This is a genomic window from Paenibacillus faecis, from assembly GCF_008084145.1.
Taxonomy (GTDB): domain Bacteria; phylum Bacillota; class Bacilli; order Paenibacillales; family Paenibacillaceae; genus Fontibacillus; species Fontibacillus faecis.
This window is the reverse complement of the sequence record NZ_VSDO01000003.1, coordinates 490,635-504,514: the sequence shown is the minus strand read 5'-3', so window position 1 is coordinate 504,514 and position 13,880 is coordinate 490,635. Positions and strand designations below refer to the sequence as shown.

11 protein-coding genes are annotated in these 13,880 nt (G+C 55.9%); 8 read left to right on the top strand and 3 right to left on the bottom strand.

Annotated elements, in window-relative coordinates; translation table 11 throughout:
• Positions 1 to 140: 140 nt before the first annotated feature.
• Together FRY98_RS15715 and FRY98_RS15710 are read right to left on the bottom strand one after the other, a co-directional pair.
• Entirely contained in the window at positions 141 to 1,454 is a 1,314-nt protein-coding gene (locus tag FRY98_RS15715) for a sensor histidine kinase (RefSeq protein WP_148453612.1), read from the bottom strand.
• Positions 1,454 to 2,131 carry a response regulator transcription factor gene (locus tag FRY98_RS15710; protein ID WP_148453610.1) on the bottom strand — a complete coding sequence of 226 codons (678 nt, stop codon included), beginning with the start codon at positions 2,129 to 2,131 and terminating at the stop codon, positions 1,454 to 1,456. Before FRY98_RS15710 ends, FRY98_RS15715 begins: the two co-directional genes overlap by 1 nt.
• A gap of 197 nt (positions 2,132 to 2,328) precedes the next feature.
• Between FRY98_RS15710 and FRY98_RS15705 the strand changes: the two genes are divergently transcribed.
• The 5 genes from FRY98_RS15705 to FRY98_RS15685 all read left to right on the top strand — a co-directional run bounded on the left by FRY98_RS15705 (position 2,329) and on the right by FRY98_RS15685 (position 8,680).
• Entirely contained in the window at positions 2,329 to 3,072 is a 744-nt protein-coding gene (locus FRY98_RS15705; RefSeq protein WP_148453608.1) for a polyphosphate polymerase domain-containing protein, read from the top strand.
• Positions 3,065 to 3,748, top strand: a complete 684-nt coding sequence (locus FRY98_RS15700) for a DUF4956 domain-containing protein (protein ID WP_148453606.1) — start codon at positions 3,065 to 3,067, stop codon at positions 3,746 to 3,748. Before FRY98_RS15705 ends, FRY98_RS15700 begins: the two co-directional genes overlap by 8 nt.
• Positions 3,749 to 3,786: 38 nt before the next feature.
• Positions 3,787 to 5,976 carry a carbohydrate-binding domain-containing protein gene (locus tag FRY98_RS15695; protein ID WP_148453604.1) on the top strand — a complete coding sequence of 730 codons (2,190 nt, stop codon included), beginning with the start codon at positions 3,787 to 3,789 and terminating at the stop codon, positions 5,974 to 5,976.
• 491 nt (positions 5,977 to 6,467) lie between these two features.
• Entirely contained in the window at positions 6,468 to 7,022 is a 555-nt protein-coding gene (locus tag FRY98_RS15690) for a GrpB family protein (RefSeq protein WP_211373308.1), read from the top strand.
• Positions 7,023 to 7,081: 59 nt separating this feature from the next.
• Positions 7,082 to 8,680 carry a sigma-70 family RNA polymerase sigma factor gene (locus tag FRY98_RS15685; protein ID WP_249043427.1) on the top strand — a complete coding sequence of 533 codons (1,599 nt, stop codon included), beginning with the start codon at positions 7,082 to 7,084 and terminating at the stop codon, positions 8,678 to 8,680.
• A gap of 60 nt (positions 8,681 to 8,740) precedes the next feature.
• Here the strand turns inward: FRY98_RS15685 and FRY98_RS15680 are convergent, their stop codons facing one another.
• Positions 8,741 to 9,538 (bottom strand): nucleotidyltransferase domain-containing protein, encoded by a 798-nt coding sequence (locus tag FRY98_RS15680; protein WP_148453602.1) that lies wholly within the window; start codon positions 9,536 to 9,538, stop codon positions 8,741 to 8,743.
• 199 nt (positions 9,539 to 9,737) lie between these two features.
• On the opposite strand from FRY98_RS15680, the gene FRY98_RS15675 reads away from it, so the two are divergent.
• The 3 genes from FRY98_RS15675 (at position 9,738) to FRY98_RS15665 (ending at position 13,770) form a co-directional block, all read left to right on the top strand.
• Positions 9,738 to 10,943 carry a PQQ-binding-like beta-propeller repeat protein gene (locus FRY98_RS15675; protein ID WP_148453600.1) on the top strand — a complete coding sequence of 402 codons (1,206 nt, stop codon included), beginning with the start codon at positions 9,738 to 9,740 and terminating at the stop codon, positions 10,941 to 10,943.
• A gap of 19 nt (positions 10,944 to 10,962) precedes the next feature.
• Positions 10,963 to 11,952, top strand: a complete 990-nt coding sequence (locus tag FRY98_RS15670) for a hypothetical protein (RefSeq protein ID WP_148453598.1) — start codon at positions 10,963 to 10,965, stop codon at positions 11,950 to 11,952.
• Between the two features lie 756 nt (positions 11,953 to 12,708).
• Positions 12,709 to 13,770 (top strand): LLM class flavin-dependent oxidoreductase, encoded by a 1,062-nt coding sequence (locus FRY98_RS15665; RefSeq protein ID WP_148454531.1) that lies wholly within the window; start codon positions 12,709 to 12,711, stop codon positions 13,768 to 13,770.
• Positions 13,771 to 13,880: the final 110 nt, after the last annotated feature.

The following is a 13,880-nucleotide window of genomic DNA, read 5'->3' as shown; positions in this document are numbered from 1 at the left end:
CGGGTCAAAAGAACTTGAACTACGGGGGAGTAAGCACCCATGGCCTGAAATTGTATTCGCATGGCGGATGGAAGCGAAAAAGGGCTGTGACGCGGATATCATCCCGGTCATAGCCCACTAGTTTGAAACAGGGGTGCTATTTACTTTTCAGGAAGGTGAACGAAGAACGAGGCCGATTCGCCCGGGATGCTTTTGGCGTAGATCTTCCCCTTGTGCTGTTCCACGATCGACTTGGCGATGGCCAGGCCCAGCCCGTAGCCGCCCTGCTTGCGGGCCCGGGAAGGGTCGGTCCGGTAGAAGCGGTCGAAAATCCGGCCCAGATGCTCGGGGGCAATGCCGGTTCCGGTATTATGCACCGCAAGAACCGCCTCATGAGGCTGCTTTTTCAAGGTCAGGGTGATCTTTCCCTTGGCGTTCGTATATTTGATGGCGTTGTCCAAAAGGATCATGACCACCTGCTTGATCTGCTCCCGGTTGCCATACACGGTGATGGCCGGTTCAATGTCATAATCCAGGATTAACTCCTTTTCGAAAATGACGGCCTCCATCGTCAAAATAATCGTCTCCACCGCTTCGCTCAAATCGAATTTGGCGAACAGCGGATGATCCCGGGAGTCTTCCATCTCGGTCAAATACAGCAAATCATTGGTCAGCCGGGTCATCCGCTCCGTTTCCGATTTGATATAATGCAGCCATTTCGCCTGGCTGGAAATCGTATCCTCCCCGGCCGCAAGCAGCACGTCGGCATTTGTGTTGATGATGGACAGCGGGGTTTTCAGTTCATGCGAAGCATCGGCAATGAATTGCTTTTGCTTGTCAAAGGCCTCCCGAACGGGCTGAATCGACCGATTGGCGAAATAGCGGCTGACAAAGAACAGGGCGACCAGCATGACCGAACCGACAACCGCGAACGTGTATATCAAATTGGTCAGAATGCCCTGACGCGAGGTAATGTCCAGGAAGACCAGCTTCTGTCCACCACCCATCACAGGCCTTGCCGTAAAAATCCAGGTGCTCTCGTCCAGCTTGAACTGTCCGGTCCCCTTGTGCATGGATAAGGCTTTCCGAAGGGCGGATTCATAGAACGTCTGATCAAAATCGAATTTGGACTCCCAGGAGATCAGTGTTCCGGAGGCGTCGGTCTGCAGCGTAAAAGAGACCGAGCGCTCCGCCTGTGCGTAGCCGTTATCCGGCAGCAGCCCATCCGCGGGCCCCGGATCGAGCGGGCCCCGGTTTCCGGGGGGCATCATGCCCGAGGCATCGTCCCGGCGGAAGCGGCCTTCTTTTCCGTTCTCTTTTTGGGAAAAGTCCATAACCCGATGCAGCTCCATCTGGATATCATTGCGGACATCCCGGTACGTAATCATATAAATCGAAGCGAAGGCTACAAGCATCATGACCGAAATGGTGATCAAATTCAGGAGCAGAAACCGATTCCGCAGCTTCTTGAACATCAGGCCGTCACCTCAAGCACATAGCCTACGCCTCGAATGGTGCTGATGCGCACCGCCGAATTCAGGAAGGTCAGTTTTTTTCGCAAAAACGAGATGTAGACCTCGACATTGTTGTGCTCCACCTCGGAATCGAAGCCCCACAGCTTTTCGATGATCTGTTCCTTGGACGTCACCGCCTGTTTGCGCGCCATCAGGAGTTCCAGCAGTTCGAATTCTTTCAAATTCAGCTTGATTTCCTTCCCCTGGCAGGTCAGCTTCAGAGTGGCCGTGCTCAGCTCGATATCCCCGAATTTCATGGTATCCTCCGGAAGCACCTCCCCTTTTCGTCTCAGCGCCGCCCGGATTCTCGCCATCAGCTCCTCGGTCGAAAACGGTTTGGCGATATAATCGTCCGCCCCGCAATCAAGCCCCATCACCTTGTCGGAGATTTCCCCTTTGGCCGTAAGCAAAATGACGGGCGTGGAATCGCCCTCCTCCCGCAAGGCTCTCAGGACGCTGATTCCGTCCATCTCGGGCATCATGATGTCGAGCAGCAGCAGGTCATAGATCCCGCTGAGCGCATAGTCCAGCCCCGAACGGCCGTCGTGAACGGCATCGACCGAATAATTATGTTTCTTCAAAATTTGGGTCAAGGCTTCCGCCAAATGCACTTCGTCTTCCGCGATCAGTATTCTCATGGTTTGTCATCCCCTGCACGCAGCGTTCTTTTTAATGAAGCCATTATAACAGGATTACCTTTAATCAACCTTAATCTAACTTTTATTAACGCTGTGTAAACCCGTTTAAGATTCATTAAAGGTTCGGGGGCTAAGATACAGACATCGGAACGGCGGATGACTGTCCGCTGAGAACAATAAAGAAAGGACTGGGTGCATTGGCGATTGAAGTCTTCAACCGGTATGAGAACAAATATTTGCTCGATACGGAAGCCTACCATACGATATACTCCGCGCTGCTTGATTATATGGAACCGGACGAGTACAACCGGCAGCACGGGTTTTACTCGATCAGCAACCTGTATTTCGATACGAAGCAGGATTCGTTGATCCGCACGAGCCTGGCGAAGCCGAAATATAAGGAAAAGCTGCGGCTCCGAGCCTACGGGGTTCCCGAGCAGGACGCCAAGGTCTATCTGGAAATCAAGAAAAAGGTGTTTGGGCTGGTCAACAAACGGAGGACGGCGCTCCGGCTGAATGAAGCCTACGAGTTCGTCCGCACCGGAATCGAGCCGGAATACAGGGATTATATGAACAAACAGGTTCTGCGTGAAATTACATATTTCCTGCAGCGGTATGAACTGGAACCGAAAGTGTACCTGGCCTATGAGCGGAAGGCGCTATTCTGCAAAAAAAGCCGGGATCTGCGGATCACCTTCGATACGAACATGCGGAGCCGGCGTTATGACCTCAAGCTGGAGCAGGGTTCCTATGGAGAGCCCTTAGTGGCCGAGGGATTATGGCTGATGGAAGTGAAGGCGGAGAAGACCGTTCCGCTTTGGTTGGCCAAACTGCTCTCGGAACACGGGATGTACCGGACCAGCTTCTCCAAATACGGCAACGAGTACAAAAAAATGCTGAAAAGCGGATCATCGGAAAAGGAGCGACAAGTTTATGCTTGATTTCATTTTTAACACATCACTCATCAATACGGAGCTTAGCTTCACAAATGCGGTACTGACGATTCTGTTCGCCATCGTTCTGGGCGGTATCATCAGCGTGACCTACATGAAGACCAATCCGAAAGGGTACTCGCAAAATTTTACGCTGACCATGGTGCTGCTGCCCTCGATCGTGGCCATTATTATTCTCCTGATCGGCAGCAATGTCGCCAGGGCCTTCAGTCTGGCCGGAGCTTTTTCCATCATCCGGTTCAGAAGCGCCCCCGGCGATCCCAAGGACATCTCGTACGTGCTGTTTACTATGGCGGCGGGCCTGGCCTGCGGCGTGGGATCGTTCGGTTACGCCGTGCTGTTCACCCTGATTTTGTGCCTGTTGATGTTTATTCTGAATCGGTTCAACTTCGGAGCCAGAAAAACGCTGCAAAAGGTGCTGAAGGTGACGATTCCCGAGAACCTGGGATACGAGGAAGCGTTCGAGGAGGTATTCAACAAATACGCCGTGGCGTACGAGTTGAAGAAAATCAGGACGACCGAGCTGGGCAGTTTGTATGAACTGGTGTACGCCATCTCGATCGATCACTTGACGAATCAGAAGCAATTTCTGGACGAGATTCGCTGCCGCAACGGGAATTTGGACATTTCACTGACGATGAGCCCGACGGCGGCCGATTACTGAAGCGGAGGCAAGAATGATAAACGAAAGGATGAAGGATGATGAGGAAGTTTGAGTTAAGCAATAAGCTGGGGATCTTGCTGTTGAGTTTGGCGCTGTTGTCGGGGTGCGGGTCGGCCGCCGCGGGTCAGACCGGCGCCGCGGGGTCAGGCGGGACGGCGGCGGCCGAAGGTACGGCCGCTGAAACGGAATTCACCAACGCTCATGCGGCCGACCTGGTGAGCTTTGAGGCGGAAGACACGGCGGCGGAATGGAGCGCGGATGGCTCGACGGCGATCCGGCTGAACGGAACGAGCGCGGAGATCAGCGGCGGTTCGGGTGCGGTGTTCCGGGACGGGGCCGTGACGATCACGGCCGCGGGTACCTATGTGCTAAGCGGGCAATTGAGCGACGGGCAGGTTGTCGTCGATGTGCAGGATAAAGGGAAAGTCCGCCTGGTGCTGAACGGGGTGGACATCCATGACAGCGACAGCGCTCCGATTTATGTAAAACAAGCGGGCAAGGCCATCATTACTTTGGCGGACGGTTCGGAGAATGTCATTACCGATGGAGAAAAATACGTCTTTCCCGACGCCTCCACCGATGAGCCGAACGCCGCATTGTTCAGCAAGGCCGACTTGACGATCAACGGAACCGGCAAGCTGACGGTGACGGGGAATTACAATAACGGCATCACCGGGAAGGATGACCTGAAGATCGCCGGAGGCATCCTGGACGTGAAGGCCGCCGACGACGGCATCATGGGCCGCGATGCGGTCGCTGTTCAGGACGGCAGCATCACCGTGAAGGCGGGCGGCGACGGGATCAAGTCGACGAATGACGAGGACGCGTCCAAAGGCTTCGTCGCCATCGCCGGCGGCGCGTTCAAGGTGGAAGCCGGGAGCGACGGCATCCAGGCCGAGACGGCCCTGGTTGTGGACGGCGGCACGTTCGATCTCGTTACGGGCGGAGGGAACGCGAACGGGGAAGTGAAGACGCCGGAGCAAGGGCCAGGCGGGCCTTGGGGCAAAACGGCGGCGAGTACGGAAGGCGGAGCGGCGGCAGGAGGCGGCGGCGGAGCGGACACCGCGGCGACAGCTGGGACCGGCACCGCGGGGGGCAACGCCGCCGGGACGGCGGAGGAGACGGAGTCGGCCAGCGCGAAGGGGCTGAAGGCCGGCACGGACATCAGCGTGAACGGCGGCAGCTTCACGATCGACTCCGCCGACGATGCCGTGCACGGCAACGGCAATGTGGGCGTGGGCGGCGGCGAGCTGCGGATCGCCGCCGGCGACGACGGCATTCACGCGGACGCTCTGGTGTTCGTTTCCGGCGGCAAGGTGGAGATCGAGAAGAGCTATGAAGGCGTCGAAGGGGCGAATATTACGGTGGCCGGCGGCGAAGTCCGGGTAAAGGCCTCCGACGACGGCGTCAACGTGGCGGGCGGCAGCGACAGTTCGTCGGCGGATGGACGCCCGGAACAGGACTCGTTCAGCAAGACCGGGTTGGGATCGAACTTGCTGACGATCCGCGGCGGCTACTTGGTTGTTGACGCCGACGGAGACGGCTTGGATGCGAACGGTTCGATCGCGATGAGCGGCGGTACGGTGGTGGTGAACGGGCCGACCTCCGGCGGCAACGGGGCGTTGGATTACGACGGCAGCTTTGAAATCAGCGGCGGGATTCTGGCCGTCGCGGGAAGTTCGGGCATGGCTCAGGCACCATCCGACACGTCCAGCCAGTACTCAATCGCCATGAATTTTTCGCAGGCGCAGCAGGCCGGGACCCCGGTTCGCCTGGAGGATGGCGACGGAAAGACGATCATGAGCTTTACGCCGACGAAGAATTATCAAACCGTCGTCATCAGCACGCCGGAGATGGAGAAGGGCGCCTACACGCTGTATACCGGCGGCACGAAGGCCGGCACGGAAACGGACGGCCTCCTCACCGGCGGAACCGCATCGGGCGGCACGAAGGTCGTGGCGTTCGACATCACCGACAGCACGACCATCTGGCTGAACGAATCGGGCGTGACGGCCGGCAATACCGCGGGCCGGGGGCCCGGCGGCGGGGGCGGAGGCCGCGGCATGAGGCCGGACGGCGCCAGACCGGGAGGCGCAGCGCCTCCGGAGGGCGGCACACCTCCGGAGAACGGCACGCCTACGGAGGGAAGCGTTCCGCCCGAAGGCGGGGCGATCCCGGGCGGCGGCGGGACAACATCCGCACCGGGTGGAACGGGGACGGAGCAATAATGGAGCAAGAATGGAAAAGAGGCTGGATCTGCGGCGTGGCTGCGGACCGGCCTTTTTTTTCGGCGTCATAGGTTGCTGGGATCTGGGTTCGCGTGCAGATGGATGCAAATAAATGCAAAAATGCAGGAATTTTTGCCGTTTCTCGGGGGGCGGAACAGAAAGGATGCAAATCTGCAGGAATTTTTTGAATATTGGCGGCTGATGGGAGAATTCTCCGGAAAAGCCTGCAGATTCGCAGGAATTTTTGATTTACGGCCTCAAAAGGGGAAAAAAGCCTGCAGATTTGCAGGAATTTCTGACTTGCGGCCTCACATGGGAACACGCCTGCGGATTCAGGCCCGAAAGTACATGTGGGACCTAGCAAGCTGTTAAAATAAGATAAAGGTCAAGCTATTCGAAATTTGTACCTCGTCAGAAACTCGGATAAGCTGGCGCATGCGCATCTGTTTATCGAATCGAATTGAATTGAACTGAATCAAGGGAGGTAAGAGATGATGCACAGTCAAATCCAGGTTGTCCGTTACAACCCGGAATGGGCGGAACAGTTTGAAGAGGAGAGGAACAGGCTCTCATCGCTTCTTGGTGCCGAGGCCGAGGCGATCCAGCATGTGGGGAGCACCTCGATTCCCGGTCAGGAAGCGAAGCCCATTATCGATATTTTTGTGGGGGTTCGCCCTTTTAGAGAATGGCCGTTCTACCAATCGCTCCTGGGTTCGAAGGTTTACGAGTACGTTCCGACCGGAATGAACGGAAGATATTTGTTCAATAAATACACGGACGGAACTTGGACCCACAACATTCATGTCCTTCCTTACGACGAGGAATTTTATTTAAGGAACGAGATCCTTCTGCGGGATTATTTGCGCCGGCACCCCGAGCTGGTCCGTGAATACGGCGAGGTGAAGAAAGCTTCGGCCCTGCGGTTCGGCACCGAACTTGAGGCGTACACAAAATCCAAAACCGGCTTCATTCAGAAAGTGATCGATACCGCTCGTGCGGAAAAGGGGCTGCCGCTGGAGGACGTCTGGACAAACGAGCCCAAGTAACCTTTGAGAGCCTGGGCGGCACTTCTATATCGAGTACGGAGATAAAGGAGCGGACAGCCTTGAGACTAGAAGATATAGAGAAGGCCAGACAGGGGAACAAGGAGGCTTTTGCGACGGTGGTCCGGCATTACACGGCCATGGCGAAGACGGTTGCCTACGGGAAATTGAAAGACCACCAATTGGCGGAGGATGCGGTGCAAGAAGCCTTTACCGAGGCATTCCTCCACCTGGACCGGTTGAAGACCGCCGAGGCGTTTCCGGGCTGGTTCAAGACGATCGTCCTTCGGCAGTGTTACCGGATTCTTCGCCGTAAACGGGAGCGGGCGGTGCCTTATGAGGAGGCGGACGAAGGGATCCGCCAAACCGGCCAAACGGACCGGGTGGCGGAAAGGGTTATAGAAAGGGAGCTTCAGCGATCGGTTCGCGACTCCCTTGCCACCTTGACGGCACCGATGCGTCTGGCGATTGAGCTGTTTTATTTTCAGGGCTATACCTTGCAGGAGATTTCGGCCTTCACGGGAACCTCGGTGCCCGCGCTGAAAAAAAGGCTCCATGACGCCCGGAAAAAGCTAAGGGGCTCCCTCCCCGTGGCCGACCTGGTCTCCGTATATCATCAGCTGTACGAAGGAGGAAGAAAGATGCTTCATCTCGTAAATGGCGATGTGGTGGAACAAAAGCTGCGTCAGGGAGGCGTTCAAGGCGACATTCTGGTGTGGCGGGAGATCTATACGCACGGGCCGATCTTCGCAAAGCCGGAAGAAGCGGGGAGCCGGGCTCGGCGGGCGAAATATTTGGAAGAGACTTTGGGCATTCCCGGAGCCGAGTATATAAGGATCAGCGAAACGCAGGAAAAGGTTTTGGGAGAGGTTCGGAATTATGAAGAGGTCGTCCTGTGGTTTGAACATGATCTTTTCGACCAAACGATGCTGTGTTATCTGCTGTCCCGGTTTTCCGGGCTGGACTTGGGGCGTACCAAGCTGAACTTGCTCTGTATCGGCGAATACCCGGGGGTCGAGGGCTTTCGGGGGTTGGGGCAGCTGACTCCCCAGCAATTAGGGGCCATGTCGGGAACCTGGACGCCGGTCGGGGCCGAACAATTGGAACTGGGCGCGAAGTTTTGGGAGGCCTACACCTCGGTGGATCCCGCGTATTTGCAAGAACTGTTGGACCGGAACACTTCCGCCTTGCCGTTCGCGAAAGAAGCTTTTCGGCTTCATTTGGAAAGGTATCCTTCCGTCAAGAACGGCCTCGGGATTGTGGAGGAAACAACGCTGCAATTCGTTCGAGACGGCGTGAACCGCCCCTTGGAATTATTCCGGCTGGTCGGAGATCGACTTTCCCTGTTCGGGATGGGTGACTTACAGTTTTGGCATATTCTCAGAAGCATGTCATTGGAACCCTGCCCGCTGCTGCACCTTCGTGGAGTAGCGTCGTTCCCCGGCTATGGGCAAAAAGCGGAGGCGCTCCGCGAAGGTACCGTGGAGATCACCGGGTTCGGCGATCGCGTGCTGAATGGAGATGAGGATGCGGCTGCCCGTAGGGGTGTGGATGGCTGGTATGGAGGAGTACATCTGCAAGGGCAGGTGCCTGAGTGGCGTTGGGATGCCTCCCGGCGGCGGATTCAAGGTCCGCTGACGGAATCCAATTCCCCAACATAAAAATATCCCCGACTGTTCATCTGCAGTCGGGGATATTTTCGCGTGTAACGATATAGCTTTTTACAAGGCGAAGGATTCATAGACGCGGTCCAGATAAGGGACGACCTTATCCTCCGCGTCAAGTCGAGGCTCCAATTCCGGATAATCCTGGCGTAATTCGCGATAAATCTTAATGGCTTCCTTTATGGCCCGATAGCAGCTTTTTGGAGTATGAGCAGGGAGGGTGTCTTTCAATCGGATCACAGTCTGGCTGTTCAACTGCTCCAATCTCCGCACTCCTCGGGGGAGTTTCCCGTTCTTCACCTGGATGAGCGGACCAAGGACGGAGCTTCGGATGAAAGCGAGGCTGTCGATTACCTCGAAAAGCTCGCCTCGCCCCAACTTGGTGGCGCAATAGTGAATCCACACCCAGAACCGGTCCTCCATCCACTGTATGTCTACGTTTTCTGAATGACAGGTTGTGTCGAGCAACACTTTTTTGACCTCGCCGCTTCTTTCCCAAAGAATGACCGGGTCTTCCATCCGGTCCGCCAGCTCGGGGACGGAGACGAACTTCAGGTCCACATGGAGCAGCCGGCCTTTGAAGTCGTATAGGCAAATCAAAAGCCGGGGCTCACCGACATGTTCCCCCGTGAAGGCGGATAGCAAGGGTCCCAAACTTTTTGCGTAATGCAACCGTTCCTCGAGGATTTCTTCCCGATAGGCGGCATCATAAACCACAATCAAGTCCAAATCGCTGAATTCATCCAACGTTCCGGTCATGAGAGAGCCACCTGCAAGGAGGCCTACAAACCGGGGGTCTGAACTGGCTTTTTCCCGGGCTTGGGAAAGAAGTCCCTCAAAAAAAGGTTTGAACATAAGTCATAACACTCCTTTAAATATGACCCCTCTCTGCAGAAGGGTATTACGCCAACATAGCAGGTTTAGGAAGAATTTGTCAACATAAAAAATACAAGGGCTGTGGATGGGCGTTTGTCCTCTTGTTGAGACGCGGACCGGAGAGTATGGTAATAGAGTACATAGATTACAGATGATCGACGAGAGGAAGAGGATTGTCATGAAAACGAAAAAACTGCTTAAAGGCTGCCTCGCGGCCATGCTCTTGACGGGAAGCATCGGATTGGCGGGCATAGCCGAGCCGGTCGGGGCAGAAGCCAATGCCGCCGGGGTGGTGAACAAGCTCCCCGATCCGCAGTGGAGCCAACCGGACGTCGTGGGAGACTTGGGCAGCCTGGAAGAAGGACCGTTCGAGATTCCGAAGTTGAACACGGTATATTTGCATACTAAAGAGGAGCGTCCCACGCAGACGAAGATTTGGGTCGTAGATACGCTGAAGGCCTTTGATACCGAGACCGGGAAATTGAAGTGGTCGACCAACTTTGCCGATCCCGGAACCTCGCTGGTTCGCGAAGCGCAGCCGTATCTCGTTTCCCCGGACGGGACGGTATATGTGACGTTTACCGATAATCTTTCACCCACAGGAACCCAAGTTTACGCCGTGGGACCGGACGGAAAAAGAAAGTGGACCCTGAATTTTTCCAGCAAGGATGGCTATCTGTTTAGGCTTGCCACCGGAAATTTGGTGTTTGTCTCCAGAGGAAAAATGGACGCGCTCGGCAATTACACGGGGGGCTCGCTGACGCTGATCGGCAAAAACGGTGCACGGCTTAAAAGCCTAGCCTATAAAGGGACCGTTACCGTCAAAGGCAGCCGGGTTCTGATCCAGACGAACTACGGCGGCGGCAAGGGCTCGCGGATCGAGGCCCTGGATGCTTCGCTGAAACGGGTGTTTGCGCACCAACTGCCGGCACAATCTTATGCCGAGGTTGACTATAACGAGGTGCTTGCCGACGGCACGGTTCTGGTCCGCGCGAATTTGCCGAAAACGGGCAACCGCCTGTTTGGGTTCGATCCAACCGGTAAGCTCCTGTGGGGGCGGGATATCGCCGGGAACGCGGTGGTGGCCTCGCTCGGAAGTGGGTACGGCGTGTATGCGAACGGGAAACTATCTCTTTTTAACGCCAAAGGTTTGGTCAAATCGGCCGCCATCCAGGACAAAACCGATTTCTTCATCGCGTTGAACTTGCTTCAGGATGGCAGCGTGGAGCTGAACTTCCCGGGTTCCGGCCGTTATGTGCTTGATCCGGTTACCCTGCAGGCGAAGTATACGATTCGGCTCCCGGAGGATGCAGGGTTTACGTATTCCGGCAACGGGGTGGGGTATGTTGTGACGGAGAAGGGTTTCTCCCGGTACAAGCTTTAGACTGAAGGAGTTTGTGAAGATGGACAACCATGATGAACTTAAAGACCTGAAATCAAAAAGGAGAATCATTGTTTTTTTGGGCCTGCCGATGTGGGTGCTGGGATTGTACTTTGCCATCGCCGAAAAAGAATGGATAATGGGATTTCTGAGTTTGCTTCTCTTGGTAGCCAGCGTATTTGCCATCGTCAAAGCCAATAAGCTGATTCGTGGTGCGCTTGCCCCCTACCGGCCGGGGAAAGGCTTCTGGTATTACAGGATGTCAGCGCAGAGTAAAAGAGCCTACATCACAGCCGCACAGTGTGTTTTATTACTGCTGCTCATCGGTTTTTGGTTGATGGATTATTTTAACGGCTATACGGCGGCAACGACGGTCGGCGGCATCATCGTGCTTCAGGTGTTGGTGAAGCGCCGGATCAAGCTGCATATCGAGGTTGACGAGGCCAGCCTGTTGGAACTGGAGGAGCTTGGCATCATCCGGCAGGGGGAAGTGATTACTTCTTTATATAAAGACTTTGAGAAGTGGTCCAACGTATCCGGGAAAGCCAAGGTGTTGGCTTTGACGCCGGAACGTCTGATCGTCATCATCATGGCTTCGGCGCAGGCCGGGGCAAGATATGAAATCCGGTTACGGGAAATAACCGGACTCAGTATAATCAGCGAAGGAAAGTACGGCCAGGGGGTTATCGTTACCTTGAAGTTGGCTGACGATACCGTGATCCATCTGCGGCTGGAAGGAGAGAGTCAACAGGACTCTCCGGAGCAGTTCATCCAAGCGCTGTTGAAAGGCCTGGATCGTGTGTACACGGGAACGGCCGGTTCGGGGGCCTTGGTGCAGAAGCCACGGCCTCATCTGGAGTATCCGAAATCTTCAGGGAAGGAGCCGCTTCCGCAAATCCGTCATCTGGATCTGCAAGAGGCTCCAGTCTCCCAAACTTCGGCGTCACCTCCTGGCCGGGCCAATCGGATTCCGGTTGAACTGAAAACGAGCAAGCGCAGGATTGAATTTTAGCAAAAGACGGTTTCGGGCGGTTAGGCTCGGGACCGTCTTTTTGATTTGGGGCTTTAGCCAGTTGAGCTGGCGAAGCGTGCGAAACAAAAAAACACCAGTTATGCGGGTGGTATAGTGATGCTTATAGCCAAAACCAGCTGATGTGTTCACTATATAGGAGTGTTCAAGCTGCTATGTATAACGAAAAGAAAAGGTGGCTTAATGGCTAATCGAAGTGATATGTCACATTATAAAGAGGCGCCTAGTGTGTTTCCAAGCTTCCAACTCCAAAAGATGCAAATCTGCAGGTATTTTAGGCCGATTCCCGAGGGAATGCGAAAAAAGATGCAAATCTGCAGGCATTTCCAGCGATTTTAGAGAAACGAGCCGGTTTCGTCGAAAATTCCTGCAGATTTGCAGGTATTTAGAAATTTTGAGTCCAAACAGGAAAAAAGCATGCAGATATGCAGGAATTCTATATTATCAGGGTTGTGTGACGGGGGACTAGCAATAATCGCACCCCTTCCGGGGTAGTCAAACGCGGCAGCGGCATAGTAGCTTGAACGTCGTGAAAGCAAGCGCCTTTAGACGCGAGCCGGTAATAAAGGCTTATAAGCCTTAGACCAAACCATCCCGTTCACACGGGTGGTTTTTATTGGAGTCGGCACTGATATCGTTAGAGCGATTCACGACTTGCAAAATCCGCCGCAAACCGTCACAATAGGAACTACAGTAAATTAAGTTAATGAATTTATGAAAGTAAATAGGAGGATCCCTATGGAAATCGGGCTCAGCACTTTTGTGGAAACCACGCCGGATGTGCATACCGGCGAATTGATCAGCCACGCGCAGCGTCTGCGCGAGGTCGTGGAAGAAATCGTCCTGGCGGACCGGGTGGGGCTCGACGTCTTCGGTGTCGGCGAGCATCACCGCAAGGACTATGCGGCCTCTTCCCCGGCCGTCGTTCTGGCGGCGGCCGCGGCGCAGACCGAGCGGATCCGCCTCACCAGCGCGGTAACCGTGCTGTCGTCCGCCGACCCGGTGCGGGTGTTCCAGGAGTTCTCGACCCTGGACGGCATCTCGAACGGGCGGGCGGAGATTATGGCGGGGCGGGGCTCTTTTATCGAATCCTTCCCGTTATTTGGCTATGATCTTCAGGACTATGACGAGCTATTCGACGAGAAGCTGGACTTGCTCCTGAAGATCCGCGCATCGGAGAAAGTCACCTGGGAAGGGAAACATCGCCCCGCGATCCGCAACCTCGGCGTGTATCCGCGCCCGGTGCAGGAACCGCTGCCGGTATGGATCGGCAGCGGAGGCAACACCGAGTCCGTCATTCGCGCCGGACTGCTTGGCCTGCCGCTGGTGCTGGCCATCATCGGCGGCCGGCCGACCCAGTTTGCCCCGCTCGTGCAGCTGTACAAGAAAGCGGCGGCCCAGGCCGGCCACGACCCGGCGAAGCTGCCGGTCGCCTCGCACTCGCACGGGTTCGTCGGCGAGGAGGCGGAGCAGGCCGCCGATCTGTTCTTCCCTTCGACCCAGGCCAGCATGAACGTCATCGGGCGGGAGCGCGGCTGGGGCCATTACGGCCGGGCTTCCCTCGATGCCGCGCGCAGCCTGGAAGGCGCGCTCTATGTGGGCGATCCGGATACGGTCGCGCGGAAGATCATTTACCTGCGCAAAAACGTGGGGATCACCCGGTTTATGCTCCACTGCCCGCTCGGGACGATGCCGCATGAGCAGGTGATGCGGTCCATCGAGTTGCTCGGGACCGAGGTGGCGCCGCGGGTGCGCGAGGAAATCGCCCGCTGGGAAGCGGCGGGAGAGCCGCAGGAATAACACGCGGCCCACGGCCCCTCACCCCGCGGTCCCTCACCCTCAAGGGAACGTCAAAGTCCCCGGTGGCGGAGCCGATTCCTTCGGGAACCGGCTCCGGACCAGGGCCGGGA

Coding starts and splice junctions, on each gene's coding strand:
- FRY98_RS15680 (WP_148453602.1), bottom strand. CDS start 9,538: ATGTTCAAACCTTTTTTTGAGGGACTTCTTTCCCAAGCCCGGGAAAAA.
- FRY98_RS15690 (WP_211373308.1), top strand. CDS start 6,468: ATGATGCACAGTCAAATCCAGGTTGTCCGTTACAACCCGGAATGGGCG.
- FRY98_RS15675 (WP_148453600.1), top strand. CDS start 9,738: ATGAAAACGAAAAAACTGCTTAAAGGCTGCCTCGCGGCCATGCTCTTG.
- FRY98_RS15715 (WP_148453612.1), bottom strand. CDS start 1,454: ATGTTCAAGAAGCTGCGGAATCGGTTTCTGCTCCTGAATTTGATCACC.
- FRY98_RS15670 (WP_148453598.1), top strand. CDS start 10,963: ATGGACAACCATGATGAACTTAAAGACCTGAAATCAAAAAGGAGAATC.
- FRY98_RS15700 (WP_148453606.1), top strand. CDS start 3,065: ATGCTTGATTTCATTTTTAACACATCACTCATCAATACGGAGCTTAGC.
- FRY98_RS15665 (WP_148454531.1), top strand. CDS start 12,709: ATGGAAATCGGGCTCAGCACTTTTGTGGAAACCACGCCGGATGTGCAT.
- FRY98_RS15695 (WP_148453604.1), top strand. CDS start 3,787: ATGAGGAAGTTTGAGTTAAGCAATAAGCTGGGGATCTTGCTGTTGAGT.
- FRY98_RS15710 (WP_148453610.1), bottom strand. CDS start 2,131: ATGAGAATACTGATCGCGGAAGACGAAGTGCATTTGGCGGAAGCCTTG.